The organism is Streptomyces sp. NL15-2K (assembly GCF_030551255.1).
GTDB lineage: Bacteria > Actinomycetota > Actinomycetes > Streptomycetales > Streptomycetaceae > Streptomyces.
Map to the genome: position 1 here is coordinate 1,677,054 of NZ_CP130630.1, position 14,524 is coordinate 1,691,577.

General features: G+C 69.6%; 13 protein-coding genes. 7 read left to right on the top strand and 6 right to left on the bottom strand.

All coding sequences use genetic code 11. From position 1 onward, the window contains the following. Positions 1-7: 7 nt before the first annotated feature. The gene (locus Q4V64_RS06910; protein WP_301184590.1) at positions 8-964 is read right to left on the bottom strand and encodes a lantibiotic dehydratase C-terminal domain-containing protein; all 957 of its coding nucleotides are present in this window, start codon (positions 962-964) and stop codon (positions 8-10) included. Further along, entirely contained in the window at positions 892-3,033 is a 2,142-nt protein-coding gene (locus Q4V64_RS06915) for a hypothetical protein (protein WP_172629509.1), read from the bottom strand. Before Q4V64_RS06915 ends, Q4V64_RS06910 begins: the two co-directional genes overlap by 73 nt. 42 nt (positions 3,034-3,075) lie before the next feature. Between Q4V64_RS06915 and Q4V64_RS06920 the strand changes: the two genes are divergently transcribed. Next, positions 3,076-3,411, top strand: coding sequence for a hypothetical protein (locus Q4V64_RS06920; protein WP_124444209.1), 336 nt, complete (start codon positions 3,076-3,078; stop codon positions 3,409-3,411). Positions 3,412-3,767: 356 nt separating this feature from the next. On the opposite strand, the gene Q4V64_RS06925 is transcribed toward Q4V64_RS06920, so the two are convergent. The 3 genes from Q4V64_RS06925 to Q4V64_RS06935 form a co-directional block, all read right to left on the bottom strand. After that, the gene (locus tag Q4V64_RS06925; RefSeq protein ID WP_124444208.1) at positions 3,768-4,514 is read right to left on the bottom strand and encodes an ABC transporter permease; all 747 of its coding nucleotides are present in this window, start codon (positions 4,512-4,514) and stop codon (positions 3,768-3,770) included. Between the two features lie 23 nt (positions 4,515-4,537). Continuing rightward, positions 4,538-5,500: an ATP-binding cassette domain-containing protein gene (locus tag Q4V64_RS06930; protein ID WP_124444207.1), complete on the bottom strand. Its 963-nt coding sequence runs from the start codon at positions 5,498-5,500 to the stop codon at positions 4,538-4,540. Between the two features lie 116 nt (positions 5,501-5,616). Then, entirely contained in the window at positions 5,617-5,790 is a 174-nt protein-coding gene (locus Q4V64_RS06935) for a thiomuracin/GE37468 family thiazolyl RiPP peptide (RefSeq protein ID WP_124444206.1), read from the bottom strand. Positions 5,791-6,040: 250 nt separating this feature from the next. On the opposite strand from Q4V64_RS06935, the gene Q4V64_RS06940 reads away from it, so the two are divergent. Beyond that, positions 6,041-6,853: a HEAT repeat domain-containing protein gene (locus Q4V64_RS06940; RefSeq protein WP_216377692.1), complete on the top strand. Its 813-nt coding sequence runs from the start codon at positions 6,041-6,043 to the stop codon at positions 6,851-6,853. 725 nt (positions 6,854-7,578) lie between these two features. Next, entirely contained in the window at positions 7,579-8,964 is a 1,386-nt protein-coding gene (locus Q4V64_RS06945; RefSeq protein ID WP_253267342.1) for an erythromycin esterase family protein, read from the top strand. Between the two features lie 102 nt (positions 8,965-9,066). Here the strand turns inward: Q4V64_RS06945 and Q4V64_RS06950 are convergent, their stop codons facing one another. Continuing rightward, the gene (locus tag Q4V64_RS06950; protein WP_253267341.1) at positions 9,067-9,318 is read right to left on the bottom strand and encodes a hypothetical protein; all 252 of its coding nucleotides are present in this window, start codon (positions 9,316-9,318) and stop codon (positions 9,067-9,069) included. A gap of 28 nt (positions 9,319-9,346) precedes the next feature. Between Q4V64_RS06950 and Q4V64_RS06955 the strand changes: the two genes are divergently transcribed. From Q4V64_RS06955 to Q4V64_RS06970, 4 genes are all read left to right on the top strand, one after another. Next, positions 9,347-10,348 (top strand): Tn3 family transposase, encoded by a 1,002-nt coding sequence (locus Q4V64_RS06955; RefSeq protein WP_172629503.1) that lies wholly within the window; start codon positions 9,347-9,349, stop codon positions 10,346-10,348. 79 nt (positions 10,349-10,427) lie between these two features. Further along, on the top strand, positions 10,428-11,579 hold the full coding sequence (locus Q4V64_RS06960) for a tyrosine-type recombinase/integrase (protein ID WP_124444203.1): 1,152 nt from the start codon (positions 10,428-10,430) through the stop codon (positions 11,577-11,579). Then, on the top strand, positions 11,576-13,684 hold the full coding sequence (locus Q4V64_RS06965) for a site-specific integrase (RefSeq protein WP_216377691.1): 2,109 nt from the start codon (positions 11,576-11,578) through the stop codon (positions 13,682-13,684). The genes Q4V64_RS06960 and Q4V64_RS06965 overlap by 4 nt, the downstream gene beginning before the upstream one ends. Further along, complete coding sequence (locus Q4V64_RS06970; RefSeq protein WP_124444202.1) at positions 13,681-14,451, top strand: Tn3 family transposase; 771 nt, start codon at positions 13,681-13,683, stop codon at positions 14,449-14,451. The genes Q4V64_RS06965 and Q4V64_RS06970 overlap by 4 nt, the downstream gene beginning before the upstream one ends. Positions 14,452-14,524: the final 73 nt, after the last annotated feature.

Below are 14,524 nucleotides of genomic sequence, written 5' to 3' on the forward strand. Positions count from 1 at the left end.
GCCCCGCTCACGCGTCTGCCCGCGTCTCGGCGAGAAGAGCCTGCGCGAGTGATGCGCGTAGCGTCAGCTCCGTGGGCATGGTCACTCCTATCCGGTTCGCAAAGAGGTGGATGCAGATGTCCAGCGTCGCGATCGGGTCCCGTGCCTCACTGGTCTCGAAGGCGACGCCGCCGAAGCCGAGGGCCGGCGGGCGGTAGTCGTCCCCTGACATGCGCAGCCCGGCGTCGAGCCGCTCCAGTGACCGGGTGAAGCGCGCGACGGCGGAGGGGGGCCGCTCCAGCAGCGACGCCACCCGGCGAGGGTCCAGCCGCACGGCGGCCGGGATGCCGGCCGCCCGGACGCGCCGGGCCCAGCCGACGCCGGCCCGGCTGTCTCGCGCCGCGAGGAAACGGGCCAGAATCAGCACGACCAGCGAATCCCGGGACGCGGCCGGGGGGTTGGCGGCGAGCACGTCCAGGGCGATCCGCGTGCTGTCGTCGAAGTGCTCCTCGCACGCCGCCAACGCCGCGCCCCGGCCGTACCGTTGGTGCTCCGGGGAGTAGACAGCCCGTACGACCGAGCCGTCCGGGGCGAGTTCGGCGGCCGAGGCGGGGTCGCCGATCCGGTCGCGCAGCAGCGCGTACTCCTCGGTGCCCATGCTCCGCTCGGACGGATGTTCCCGACACCAGCGCCGCAGTTCGGCCGCCACCCGGGACTCCAGCGCCGCCAGGGCCGCGTCCGACGGCGCCCGCAGCCGCAGCCGCACGTGCGGACCCCCGTCCCAGTAACGCAGGACGAACGCCCGGTCGGCGAGCTTGTCGGAGCGCACGGCCCGGATCAGCGGTGCGACCGCCTCGACCAACAGCCGATCCTGACCCTGGTGCTGATGCACGTGCCAAGACGCCCAGGTCGTCAACGTCGCACACCGACCTCGACCGCGTACTCGCTCACGTGTCCCGACCCGGCCAGCGGATCGGGCAGGCACTCTTCGACGATGGCGTACTCGGCCTGTCTGAGCATCTTCTCGGCGTCCGCGAACAGCAGCGGACTGGTGATGTCGACGAACACCGGCTTGCGCGCCTTGCTCTGGCCCCCGCCGTGGTCGGCGGAACTCCACGCCCGAAGGTAGAAGCGGCTGCCCAGGCCGTACGCCGCAAGCCACTGGTGCCAGGCCCGCAGCGAAGCACGCGGCTCGCCCGCACCGGGGAACTCCTCCCGGCGCAGCAGCCGACGCTCCCGCTGCAGCACCGTGGTCCCGAGCATCACGCGCGGCGTGGCTGGCTGCGCCCCGGCGCGCCCGGGGGCCGTGGGGGTGAAGGCCGCGATGCTCGGGTGGATCAGGTAGGCGCTGCCGAAGACCTGCTCCAGGAGCCTGGCGAACGGCGGCAGCGCGAGGTCCGCCGCCATGCCCAGGTGCACCAGGCGCACATCCCGGCCGTCCTCGTCACGGAGCGCGGGCAGGCCGTGCGCCCCGGGCACGACACGTACCGAGGACATCGGCAGGCGCTGCTCCCGCGGCCGGCCGGTCGTGGCGCCGGGGTACTGCAACTCCCGCGGTGCCGTGGCCGCCCTCGCGTTCAGCGCCGATCCGAGCAGCCCGCCGATCTCTACGATGTCCTCGTCGGCGGCGGTGACCAGGTCCGCGACGGCGATGCCCGCCTGCGCCGCGAGACGACCCCGGCCCCGGCCGTGCCCGCCGTGCACGACGTTCACCACCCGGCGGATCCCCGCCTCGGAGGCCTCCTGGAGGTAGAAGGTGGCCGACCGGTTCGGGTGCGCGAAGGGGAAGTCGTCGAGCAGCCGGCGCACGTCCTGCACGGCGAGCGGGCCCTTCGCCGCCAAGCTCAGCACTTCGCCGGTAAGCCGGGACAGCGCGCCGGCGAACTCCCGTACCCCGCTGCCGACGCAGGCCGCCAGGTCGGCTCCCCAGGGCGGCGCCGTCGGCCCGACGATCCGCCCGAGGTCATCATCGGTGTCGAGGCGGGCCCGCGCCAGGCTGTCCAGGGCGACGGTCAGCGGCACGTCGTAGTCCGCGCCGAACGTCCTGGCCAGATGCTCGGCCGCCGCCAGCTTCGCGGGGAACTTCACGTCCTGAAGCGCCAGCAGCCGCCGGGCGCAGTCGAGTTCGTCGAGCGCGGAGCCTTCCGGGCGGGCGGGCAGTTCGTACGGCCAGTCGGCCGCGACCGACATCTCGCGCACCTCGACCGGCGGCAGGGTGACCCCGAGGCGGCGCCCCAGCTGCCCGGCGGCGGCCTGTGCCCCGGCCGCGTCCGCGTCGCGCAGTGCCGTGTCCAGGGCGGCCAGCCCGGCGGACAGGTCCGCCGTGCCGTGCGCGTCGGCGAGGGCGGCCCACGCGGCCCAGGGGCGGGGGTGATGGTCCGCGACGGGAATACAACGTTCGAGCAGTCCGGCGGCCAGGCACTTGCCCACGAGCCCGGCCCCTGCGGGCACCCGCGCGGCCAGAGCCGCCTCGGTGTCCCTGGGGACCAGGGTGCGCAGCAGTTCGTCGATCGCCGGGTGCGCTGCGACCCGGACCGTCTGCTCCCGCTGCCCAGCCCGGATGAACAGCCAACCGCCCCCGACCCGCACCAGACTTGGGTTGACCCGCACCTCAGGGCCCGCGGCCTCCGGCAGCGCGGCGTGCAGGGCCTGGGTGAGCACCCCGGCCACCGCACCGTCCAGCTCGGCGAGCAGCCGCTCTCCGGTCACCTCGGCGCCGAGCCGGCCCCAGCGGGCCGGGACCGTGATCATCCAGGAACTGAACGGGCTGGTCTTCGCACCCGCGCGGGCCGCCATGCGGGTGAGCCGGAGGAGCCGCTTGCGCTGGGGCGCGCCGGTCTGCCCCGTGGCCCACCGCCGCGCGGTGTCGGCCAGGTCCCGGCTGGTGGCCCGCAGGCCGGCGTGAAACCGCCGGTCCAGGCACAGGCCGCGCAGGTGCCGCAGGTCCTCGCCCTCGGCCGCCACCAGCGCGTCATCAAGCCGCGCGTCCAGGTCGCGCACCCGTTCCTGCGCGGCCGTCCAGGAACCGAACGCCGCGGTGGCACCCTCGGACATCAGCGGCACAGCCCGCTGCGCGACTCGCCTGGACAGGTCACCTTGGCGCACGCCTCGACGCGCGGCGACAAGCAGGGCCCGCTCGTCTCCGGCGCGCGTGCCGATGTCCTGGAACAGGGCCGCGTCGGCTCGTTCGACGGACTCGGCCAGTTCTCTGATCGCTCGCGCTCGATCGGACAGCAGACGGTCGACGCGACTGTGGTGAAACCCTCTGAGAGAGGATCTGCTCAATCCGGCCACGCGGACGAGGACGACCTCATCCACCGCGATATCCACCGCATCCACCGCGATGTCTCCAGAGGCCGTGGAGGAGCCATCAACTGGATTCACCCTGTTACCCCCGTGCTTCCCCCGCCGAACAGGCATTACGGCACCTGATGGCCCGGCACTTCATAGGTGTTGTCGGCCGCCGGTTACGAAAGCGTCCTTGCCTGCGTCCGGACCGGGGCCGACAATGCCGTCGCCCCAAAGGCCAACCGTGTGATTAATAGTGTGATCAGAATCGAAGCCCGCAAAAGTGCTGCTGCGCGACTTCACCCCGCGCCGCAGCGCTTTGATTAACCATCAAGCCTGATGTCTCTCTAGCGAAAAACAACTCTAGGTGACCCGACGTCGACCAAGCAAGAGGCTATGGATCCAATAGATGTTAAGCGATGGAGATGCCTTCACGCTTGACAGCGGACAGTCAATTATTGGGTAAGGGTGCGTGTTTTCCGGAGCCGAGCGACCACCGGCTATGCCTCCGCACGGAACGTCCTGGTGCCGAACCACACACCCAGCAGGCACAGCAGTACGGCCCAGCCGCCGCCCCACACGACACCGCTCGCCGTCAGGTCACCGGCGAAGCAGGCCCGGACCGCGTCGACGACATGCTTGACGGGCATCAGTCCCGCCGTGAACCGCAGCCAGTCCGGCCCCATCCCGACCGGCAACAGGATCCCGGACAGCAGGATGACCGGCATGAGCAGGGTATTGACGACGCCGCCCATGGCCCGCTCGTCCTTGGCGCTGAGCGCGATCGCGTTCGAGGTCGCGGCGCACGCGCCCCCGAGAAGGAGCGTGATGGCCACGCCGACCAGGAGTTCCGGCAGCGGTGCGTCCATCCCGAAGGCGTAGGCGAGAGCGATCAGTACGACGACCTGAACCAGCAGTTGTACGAGGTCGCGTCCGAGCCGACCCAGCAGCAGGGCGGACCGGGGCGCGGGGGTGACCCGCTCCCCCTCGATCACGCCATCGCGCCACTCGCCGATCACGCCGTAGCCGGTGAAGGCGGCCCCGAAGACCGCGAGCTGGACGAGCAGTCCGGGAACGAAGAGCGTGTACTGGTTCGCAGAGCCGACCTGCTCAGCGACCGACCGCAGCAGCGGGGCGAACAACACCAGGTAGAGCACCGGCTGGAGCAGCCCGGTAAGGACCATGGCCGGGCTGCGCAGGCTCAGGCGCATCTGACGACGGAACACGACGATCGTGTCGTGGAGCATGGGTGGTGCCTTCCTTGGCGCGGTCAGTGCGAGTCCCGCAGGGAACGTCCGGTCAGGGTGAGGAACACGTCGTCCAGGGTCGGGCGGCGCACCTCCAGCGATACCAGGTCGATGCCGGCCACGCCGAGTTCGCGGGCGAGGCCCGGAAGGGCTGTCCCGGCCTTGTGCACCCGGCCGGTCACTCGCAGCCCGGTCACCGAAGGCCGGTCGGTAGCGGACTTCTCGAGGATGTGCGCGGCAGCGTCCACCTGCTCCGGGTCGGCGACCTCCATCTCGACCAGGTCGCCGGAGATCCGGTCCTTCAGCGCGTCCGGGGTGTCGGCCGTGACCACCCGCCCGTGATCGAACACGATGACCCGGTCGCTCAGCACGTCCGCCTCATCGAGGTAATGAGTCGTCAGGAACACGGTCATGCCGTACTCCTCGCGCAGGTCCCTGATATGCCCCCACAGGTTGGCGCGTGCCTGGGGATCGAGGCTGGCCGTCGGCTCGTCGAGGAACAGCAGGCGCGGCTTGTGCACCAGACCCATGGCCACGTCCAGCCGCCTGCGCTGCCCGCCGGACAGCGTTCGCACGACGCGTGTCCAGACGTCGGCGAGGTCAAGCCGGTCGAGCAGCGCGCGCGCCCGTCGCGTGGCGGTGGCCGCGTCGAGGCCGTAGAGCATGGCGCGGTCGACGATGTCGTCCCCGGCCCTGGCGAAGCCGCCGGCCGACCCGCCCTGCGAGACGTAGCCGATCTGCCGGCGCACCTCCCGCGGCTGAGCGGCGACATCGTGGCCGGCCACCCTGGCCGAGCCCGAGGTCGGGCTGGTCAGGGTCGTGAGCATCCGAAGCGTCGTGGTCTTCCCCGCGCCATTGGGCCCGAGGAAGGAGACGATCTCTCCCCCGGCGACCTCGAAGCTCGCGTCCGAGACCGCATCGACCCGCAGTCGTTCCCGGCCGCGCCGAACGCTGTAGGACTTGGCCAGTCCGGACGCCAAAATCATGGGTTCTACCTCGCTCGTTGTCAGCCTCGTCGCCCGCCGCAGAGGGATGAGGCATGCCGAGGTCCCGCGGCGCGCCCAGGAGCGCGTCGCGGGACCGGTCTCGTTCCGGGGGTGCGTCAGTTGGAGCTGCAGGAGCAGCAGATATAGCAGAAGCAGTTGGTCGACGCGCCGACCTCGGGCATGCCGTGATCGGCGGTCAGCGCGGTGACCGCACCGCCCTGCTCGACGACGTCGAACACGTCGATGGACAGGTCGTCGATCTCGACGAAGTACTCCTCGTTGTTGCCCATGATGGCTTCCTTCCGTCCTTGATGAAAAGACCGGACCCCCAAATGAATCCGGTTGCGAACTCCGGATTCGAAGAGCCGTCCTCATCCTGGGGCGGAATCCCGTCCCTGGTCACGCTGCGGAAACCGATGACCGGAAAACAAAACGGGTCACGAGACCTGCGACTGCTAAGCATTCAGCTGCCAGTTCGGGCGGTCGCGCGTTGACGGTGTGACAGGCCGATGGCGTGGGTCAGCATGTAGGATCCGCCGCATGTCGACTTCGCAGCCTCACAACACTTCAATACCCGCGAACGAGTTGGTCGAGAAGCTGTCGGATCCGGATCGCAGTGTGCGTAATACCGCGGCGCTCGCGATCGGTTCGCAGTTCGAGAGCGGGTACGCGAATGAGCTGGTCGAAGCCTTGTGGACAGAGCCGGACTTCTTCGTTCGGGAGACCATGACCTGGGCGGTCACCCGATTGGAGGAGGCCACGCGGCCGGCGGTGCTCGCCGCCATCGAGCCGGACCGGTCGCCGGAGGTGCGGGTCCAGGCCTTGCACGTGGTCAGCAAGTTCGCCAACCCCGAGACGGTGGACGCCGTTCTGCCGTACATCACGGATCCGGACGAGGCGGTCGCCCGCAAGGCCCGATGGGCGCTGGGCCGCATTCGGGAGCCTCGGGCGGTACCGCATCTGGTCGCCCTGCTGGGCGACCACGGGCTCGAGGAACGCAACGCCCTGACCGACGACGTGGCCGCGTTCGGCTCCGCGGCTGTCCCGTCGCTGGTCGAGGCGCTCAGGTCGGACGACCAAGTGGTACGACGGCACGCGGCGGACATCCTGTGCTACATCGGGCACCCGGACGCGGAGGACGCGGCCGAGGCCCTGGGTACCGCGGTGAAGGGTTCCGAGTCACCAGTGGCCGTGGCTGCGATGATGGCCCTCGGCGAGCTGCGCGGCGATGTGGCCCGCCAGGTGATAGAGGCCGCGCGGGAGGCGGAGGACCCTCAGGTCAGGGGAATCGCTGAGCGACTGACGGCCAGTAAGCCGAAGCGAGCCGCCGTACGGTCCCGCCGGATCGGCTGAACCGGGGGGTTCCCGTTCGTTCTTGTGTTCTCTTGACGGGGACCCCTCCGGCGGCCCGGCGAGCGCGAAGCTAGGGCACGTATCGAGTCGTGATCAGTTGGTGGTCCGGGTGAGGTCTTTCTCGCTTTGGCGGGTCTTCGAAGTTGGCCGGGGAGGGGCCCTCGCTGGCCCACTTCGAAGACCCCCTATCGCACCGAACTGCCTCGTCTCCTCAAGCGCATCAACGCCTACCTCATGCGCTGGATCCGCAAGAAGTACAGACGGCTCCGGAGGTTCGACAAGGCCCACGCGTGCTGGCAGCGCATCACCCGCCAGCACCCGAGGCTCTTCGCCCAATGGGTGTGGACCCCGATGTTCTGGTGATCAAGGTGGCAAGAGCCGTGTAACGGGAGACTTTACGCACGGTTCTGTGGGAGCCCGGGGGTGAGATTCCCCCGGGCGACCCGACCTCTCACCTTGTTCCTTGACATCGGCGATCATGCAGAGCGACGAGTGTCTCGGGGCGTTTGACGGTCTTGCCCCCGTCGTAGCGGGCGGCGAGGTGCGCCGCCCGCGGCGGATGCGCGCGGATGCCCCTCAGGAAGCGAATGCTGTGGCTCAACCGACACCTGCGCACGCAGAGGACCTGGGACAGCACGTCGATGGCCCGCTTCCCTGCCCGCGGCGTTGCTCCGGCCGGGTGCATACGGAGCGCGGCCCGACCCCCGGACAGGGAAGCTGACGCCATGACACTCTCCATGCCAAGGCGGCTCGCGGTCGCGCTGCTCGTCTGGTTCGCCGTCGTCCCCGGGGTGGTCGCGGTGTCCCCGGCCGGCGGGGGGTCCGGGGCCTCGGGCGGGCCTGTCCCGACCGCCGACGACCCGCTGCCGGCATTCGAGAAGGCTGCCCGTCCCCTGCGCACCGCCGATCCCTCGGGTCCTTTCGAGGACCTGCGTCCCTTCGGGCAGGTGGTCGGCGGCGCCGTGATGGTCGGCATCGGCGAGGCCGCCCACGGCTCCCACGACTTCGTCACCTTCAGGCACCGGGCACTGCGGTACCTGGTCGAGGAGAAGGGCTTCCGCTCCTTCGTCCTGGAGGCCAACTGGAGTGCCGGGCTCCGCCTGGACGACTATCTGCTCACCGGTCGCGGCGATCCCGCCCGGATCATGTCCGAGGAGTTCCAGAACGCCTACCTGCTGCTGCACAGCCAGGATTACCTGGACATGTTCCGTTGGATGCGCGCGTACAACATCGCCCACCCCGACGATCCGCTCAGGTTCGCCGGCAACGACAACGCCTACGCCGGACCGGAGCTGTACGACCGGGTCGTCGGCCACGTCCGGCGGGCCCATCCCGACCTGCTGCCCGCCGTCACCGAGCTGTACCGGGGGCTGCGTCCCACCCTGCCCGTCGGCGAGTGGATGCGCGCCGCCACGACCGCGCCCCTGGACGAGCGCCGTGCCCGGGCCGAGCGCACCGGCCGCGTCCTCGCGCTGCTCCGCGCCCGCGAACCCGCCGGGATGGACGACGACCATGCCTGGGCGGTCCAGCACGCCACCGCCGTCGACCAAGTGGCGCGCATGTATGCCTTCGATCTCATGGACCCGGAGGCCGCGCCGGCGGCCATGGCCTACCGCGACACCGTCATGGCGGAGAACACTCTGTGGTGGCACCGCCACATCGGCCACCGGCTGGTGCTCGGCGGGCACAACAGCCACCTGTACACCAGCAGTTCCACCCCCGTCCTTCCCGTCACCCAGGGCTCGGTGCTCCGGCAGCGACTGGGCGGCGGCTACCTGGCGGTGGGACTCTCCTTCGACCGGGGCGCCGTGCACGCCACCGAACAGGGCTTGCAGAACCCGGTCGACGAAGACGTCAAGCGGTTCGAGGTGGAGCCCGCCGCTCCCGGCTCGGTCGAGCACACCCTGGACCGGGTGAGCCACCGGAATTGGTACCTCGACCTGCGCACCGCACCACCCGCCGCCCGCACCTGGCTGGACGCTCCCCGGCCCAAACGCGAGATCGGCACGCACTGGCCCCGGGACCCGGACCGGGTCAATCTGCTGAGGTCGGTGGACGCGGTGGTGTACCTGCACGAGATCCGGCCGAGCCGCCTGCTTCCGCGCGACTGATCTCCCGTGGCAAGGCCCTGGGAGCGCTATGCCGCTGGACGCGGATGGGGGCTCTGTGGGCAATAGTGTGGGAAATACTGCGGTGCATGGGTCAGTCAGCTGCTATCGGTGAAAGTCGTACAGGTACAGCCCCTGTTGCCCGCCTACCGCCAGCCGCGTTCCGTCCGGGTGCCACGCACAGCAGTTCATTGTGCCGTCGTTGCGAACGATGGCCACGGTCTGGCCGTCGTGCAGATCCCATACCCGGGCCGTGCCATCGGCGGACGCCGACGCCAAGAAGCGGCTATCCGGCGCGAAGCTGACTCCCGTGACCGGTGCTGTGTGACCGGTCAGCTCGGCCGTACACGTTGCCAATCCCGCCCGCAGGGACGAGAACGGGGAGTTGGTACGGCTGGACCTGTCGTTCGTGCCGAAGATGTGGCTGAAGACCGTCTACTCCCGTGAACAGCCGGGCATGCTGGTCCGCCGCCATTTCGAGGCAATGGTGTTCGCCTGCCTCGTGGAGGAGCTGCGCTGCGGCGACGTCGCCGTGATCGGCGCCGAGGACTACGGTGACTGGACCCGCATGCTCCTGCCCTGGGAGCAGTGCGAACCCAAACTCGCCGGCTTCTGCGATCAGGCAGGCTTCCCCGCCACCGCGAGTGAGTTCACCGTTCGGCTGCGCGAGCGGCTCACCACGATCGCCGAAACCGTGGACGCCGGCTATCCGGACAACAAGGACCTCACCATCGACCCGGTCACCGGCGTCCCCTCCCTCGCCGTACGCAGAGCAGGTGAGCGCACCGCCTCTGCGGAGAAGCTGGAAGAAGCTCTCTCCGAACGGCTTCCCGCCCGCAGCGTGCTGGAACATCTGGCGCGGGCGGCGCACTGGACCCACTGGTGGAAACGGCCCGGCCCGCGCTCGGGCAGCGAGCCGAAGCTGAAGGAGCCACTGCCGCGCTACGTGACCACCGCGTTCGTCTACGGTTCCGGACTCGGCCCCGCCCAGGCGGTGCGCCACATGCGGGGCAGCGTGGCCGCGCACGAACTCGGCGCGATCGCGAAACGCCACTTCACCATCCCGGTCCTCAACCGGTCCGGGGCCGACGTCGTCAACGCCCACGCCGGCCTGGACCTGACGGCGGCGTGGGGGGATGGGTCGGTGGCAGCGGTGGACGGCACCATGATGGACACCGTCATCGACAACCTCCTCGCCGAGCCTCGATCCTCTACGGCGGCTACGGCGGGATCGCCCACCACCTCGTCTCCGACACCTACGTCGCGCTCTTCTCCCGGTTCATCCCCTGCGGAGTCTGGGAAGCCGTCTACCTCATCGACTCGCTCCTCACGAACGAGTCGGAGGTCAAGCCGGACACCGTACACGCCGACACCCAGGGGCATTTAGTTACATGGACACCTTGCCTCTCGTTGAGGGGCAAGGGCGGCCGTCCGAGCCGTCGCACGCGACGGTGGCGGAGGCGTCCATGCGGGTACGAGAAGGCCAGGAAAACGGGTCCCACCGCGTCGAGTTGCTCGATGAGAACGGCGAACCGGTCGAGGTGGTCTCCGGTTTCCTGCGGTTCCTCGCGGCCCGGGACTGCTCGCCGAACACGCTGGTGTCCTACGCATACGATCTCCGACACCTGTGGCTCTTCTTTGTCAGCAGCGGTCTGAGCTGGGAACGGTTCGGTCCGCCGGACTCGATCGCGCTGTTGGAGTACCTGCGCTCGGTGCCGTCCCGACGCCCCCGGCGTCGGATGACCCTCTCGGTGGTGACCCTGGATGCGGACGGGCCGGCGACCAAGCTCGCGGCGAGCACGGTGAACCGGATTTTGGCGGCGGTCTCCTCGTTCTACGAGTACGCGATCCTGTCCGGGCTGCTGGACAGGGCAAATCCGCTGGAGAAGCGGCCGGACCCGGCGCTCGCGCGAGTCTCTGAGAGGCACCGCCCGTTCATGGGCCGGGCCAGCCGACAGCGCCCCGTCCGCCGGGCCGTGCGCGTCAAGACCGTGCAGCGGGTGCCGCGACCACTCTCCGACGACCAGGTCCAGGCCCTGCTGGCACAGCTCCGCGGCCTGCGCGACAAGGCGATCGTCCTGCTGATGCTCCACGGCGGCCTGCGGCCCGGCGAGGTTCTCGGCCTGCACCTGGATGACCTGGCCTACGGCCGGCGGCGGGTGGTGGTCCGTCACCGTGATGACCATCCCAAGGGCGCCCGGTCGAAGTCCCGCTACGAACGGGTCGTCGACCTGCACGAGGCAGAGACCCTCGCGGCGGTCAGCGCCTACGTGATGGGCGAGCGCCCTGCCGAGGCCGACAGCCGGCTGGTGTTCCTGATCGGCGGCCGCGGCACCCGGCGCCTGGAGGCGCTGAGCTACGACGGGCTGGTGCGGATGTTCTCCCGGGCCTGCACCCGGGCCGAGATCCGCGAGCCGTGGGTGACCCCGCACGCTCTCCGGCACACCCACGCGACCAGCATGTGGGAGGGCGGCATGCGGGAACTGACGCTCCAGAAGCGGCTTGGCCATGCTTCTCCGGAGTCGACACGCATCTACACCCGGGTCTCCGATCCTGCCGTCGTCGCCGACTATCACCAGGCGCTCGACCAACTGGGCCGCGGCGGAGCCGACAAGTGAGGGCCGGACCGGTCTCCACCGCGGCGGCACTCGCGGTGGCACCGCCACGGTGCTGGCGGCCTGCCCGGCACTGTCCCGAGGCCGAGTACCTCGCGTTCCTCAACGGGCAGGACATCCATCCGGGCTACCGCGGCTCCAAGCTGCGACGCTACCGGGCGTTCATGGACGCATGGCCGAGCATGACCGACTGGTTCGCCGCACCGTTGGTGGAACGGGTCGGCCGTCTGCCCGGCGAACCGCACACGGCACCCTCCTTCCCGATCTCCTTCTACGCCCGCCCCTACCTGCTGTTCCTCGCTCTGCGTGGGTACATCGCCTTAGACTACCCGTGGATGCTCGGCGCCGGGCAGCTCCGGGTGGTGGACCCGGCCGCCGAGATGGGGATCGACCTGGGCACGACCACCCTGATCGAGGAAGCCATCGCGCTCGGCTATGCCCCAGGTTCGGCCAGGCAGGCGATGAACTGGACGGCCAGCCGGATCGCCCTGCACGCCGGCCTCTCGCGGGCGGAGCACATCACCGAGGAGCACATCGCCGGAGCGCTTGAAGCTGTCCGGTTGTTCAGCGAACGCGAGGATCTGCACCGCTTCTACCCGTCGGTGCAGAACTACCGGGACAACGCCTCCAAGCAGTGGGTGACCCACCTGCACCAGTTGCAGGTCGTGCTGTTCCACCGGGGCCAAGTGGCCACTCAGCCACGCAAGTTGATGCCGTCCTGGAAACCGCCCATGGAGCTGCCGCCGCGGATGCTCGCCGTTGCGCAGAAGTGGCTGGCGGCCCGCAAGCTGACCGACGCCCCGTCGACGGTGGACAAGCTGGAGCTCGCGGTGCGCGTGTTCGGCAACTGGCTCGGCGAGAACCACCCCGGGATCACCACGTTCGCCGACGTCACACGGGATCACTGCCTCGGATGGATCGGCCACATCGCCGAGGCGCCGACGGAGAGGACCGGCAAGCCGCTCGGCGTGATGTCCCGGATCCAGCGGATTTCCGGCCTCTCCCAGTTCTTCCGGGACACCGCGATCTGGCAGTACCCAGACGTACCCGGCTACACCCTCATCGGCGCGGGGGACGCACCCAAGTTCCCTCAGAAGGTGCCCCGGTTCATCCCCGACCACGAACTCGACAAGCTGATGCCGGTCATCGACGCGATCGCCTGCCCGTTCCAACGCGCCGCCCTGCTGGTGGCCCGCTGGTCCGGGGCCCGCCGCACCGAGATCCAGCGCCTCCCGGTCGACTGCCTGGACCGCTACCCCGACGGCACCCCACGACTGCGGCTCTCCGGTCGCAAAACCTACCGAGAGCGGGTCGTCCCGCTGCACGAGGACGCCGCCGAGGCCCTGCAAAAGGTCATCGACCTGCGCAGACACGCACCCGAGCGACCCTTCACCGACGAGCGCACCGGTGAGGAGATCCGCTACCTGTTCATGAGCCACGGCAAGCTGCTGTCGACCTACTACCTGTTCGAGACCTCGATCCAGGACGCCTGCAAGGCCGTCGGCCTCGTCCGCCCAGGTGGCCGCGACGGCACCGGCCGCGGCACCGTCTCGGCCCACCGATTCCGTCACACCGTCGGCACCCAGCTCGCCGAACGCGGTGCGAAGCTGCACACCATCATGAAGGTGCTTGGGCACACCTCCGTGAGCATGGCCCTCGTCTACGCGCAGGTCAGCGACCAGGAAGTACTGCGCGACTACCGCGCCGTCCTCGGACCCGGGGCGACGATCGCCGGCCCGGCCGCCGAGGAACTCAGAAACGGCGCGCTGCCGGACGCATCGGTCGACTGGCTGAAGACGAACTTCTTCAAGACCGAACTCGAACTCGGCCGGTGCCTGCGCCTGCCCGCCGAGGGACCCTGCGAGTGCGACCTCTACCTGACCTGCGCCAAGTTCGTCACCACACCCGAGTACGCACCACGGCTACGGACGCGCCGCCGGGTCGAGCAGACCCTCGCCCTGGACGCCGCCCAGCGCGGCTGGGACCGCGAGGCCGAACGGCACCGCTGCACCAGCCAGCGCATCGAGAAACTACTGGCCGACCTCAACGAGCCTTTCGAGGACTCCAACGACACACCGGAAGATGATCAACTTGAACTGTCCACATAAAGTCCTTCCCGGTTTTTGGGCTCGCCCACCTGCTGGGCATCGACCTGCTGCCGCGGATACGGAACTTCCAGGACCTCACCTTCCACCGCCCCGATTCCCGGACGCGCTACCGGCATACCGACGCGCTGTTCTCCGCCGACCCGCGTACCTGCATCGACTGGCAGCTCATCGAGAGCGGCTGGAAGGACCTCATGCAGGTCGGCGTGTCGGTACGGGAAGGCACCGTGTCCTCCGTCACCCTCCTGCGGCGCCTGAACAACCACTCCCGCAAGAACCAGATCTACCGGGTCTTCCGCGAGGTCGGCCGCGCCGTCCGGACGATCGTTCTGCTCCGCTACCTGTCAGATCCACAGCTGCGGGAGCAGATCACCAGAGCGACGAACAAGGCCGAGGCATACAACGGGTACACGAAGTGGCTGCACTTCGGCGGGGACGGCTACCTGCGCTCCCGCGACCCCGAACTCCAGGAGAAGGCCGTCAAGTTCCTCGACCTGATGGCCAACAGCATCATCCGCCGCGCTCAGCCCGCACCGCAGGGACAACGTGCTCCGCTTCGGCGACTACGACACCGCCACCCTCCACATCCCGCCCGACCCGTACGACAGCGCGCTTTGCCTTCCTGCGGATGGTCTCTAACGGCGCTCGAAGAACGCACAGGTCACACGAGCGCGACGCTCAGGCGGATCGGCGGTGTGGTCTTGTACGTGACAGCCCGCAGTCACCTCCACAGCCAGCCGCGCATGGACGGGGGGGCCGCGCACTTCTAGCCGAAAGTCGTGCGCTCCTGGACGGAAGGCGGATGCCCGCCTGTCGGCGGTCTCTCTAGTGTCGACCGGACCG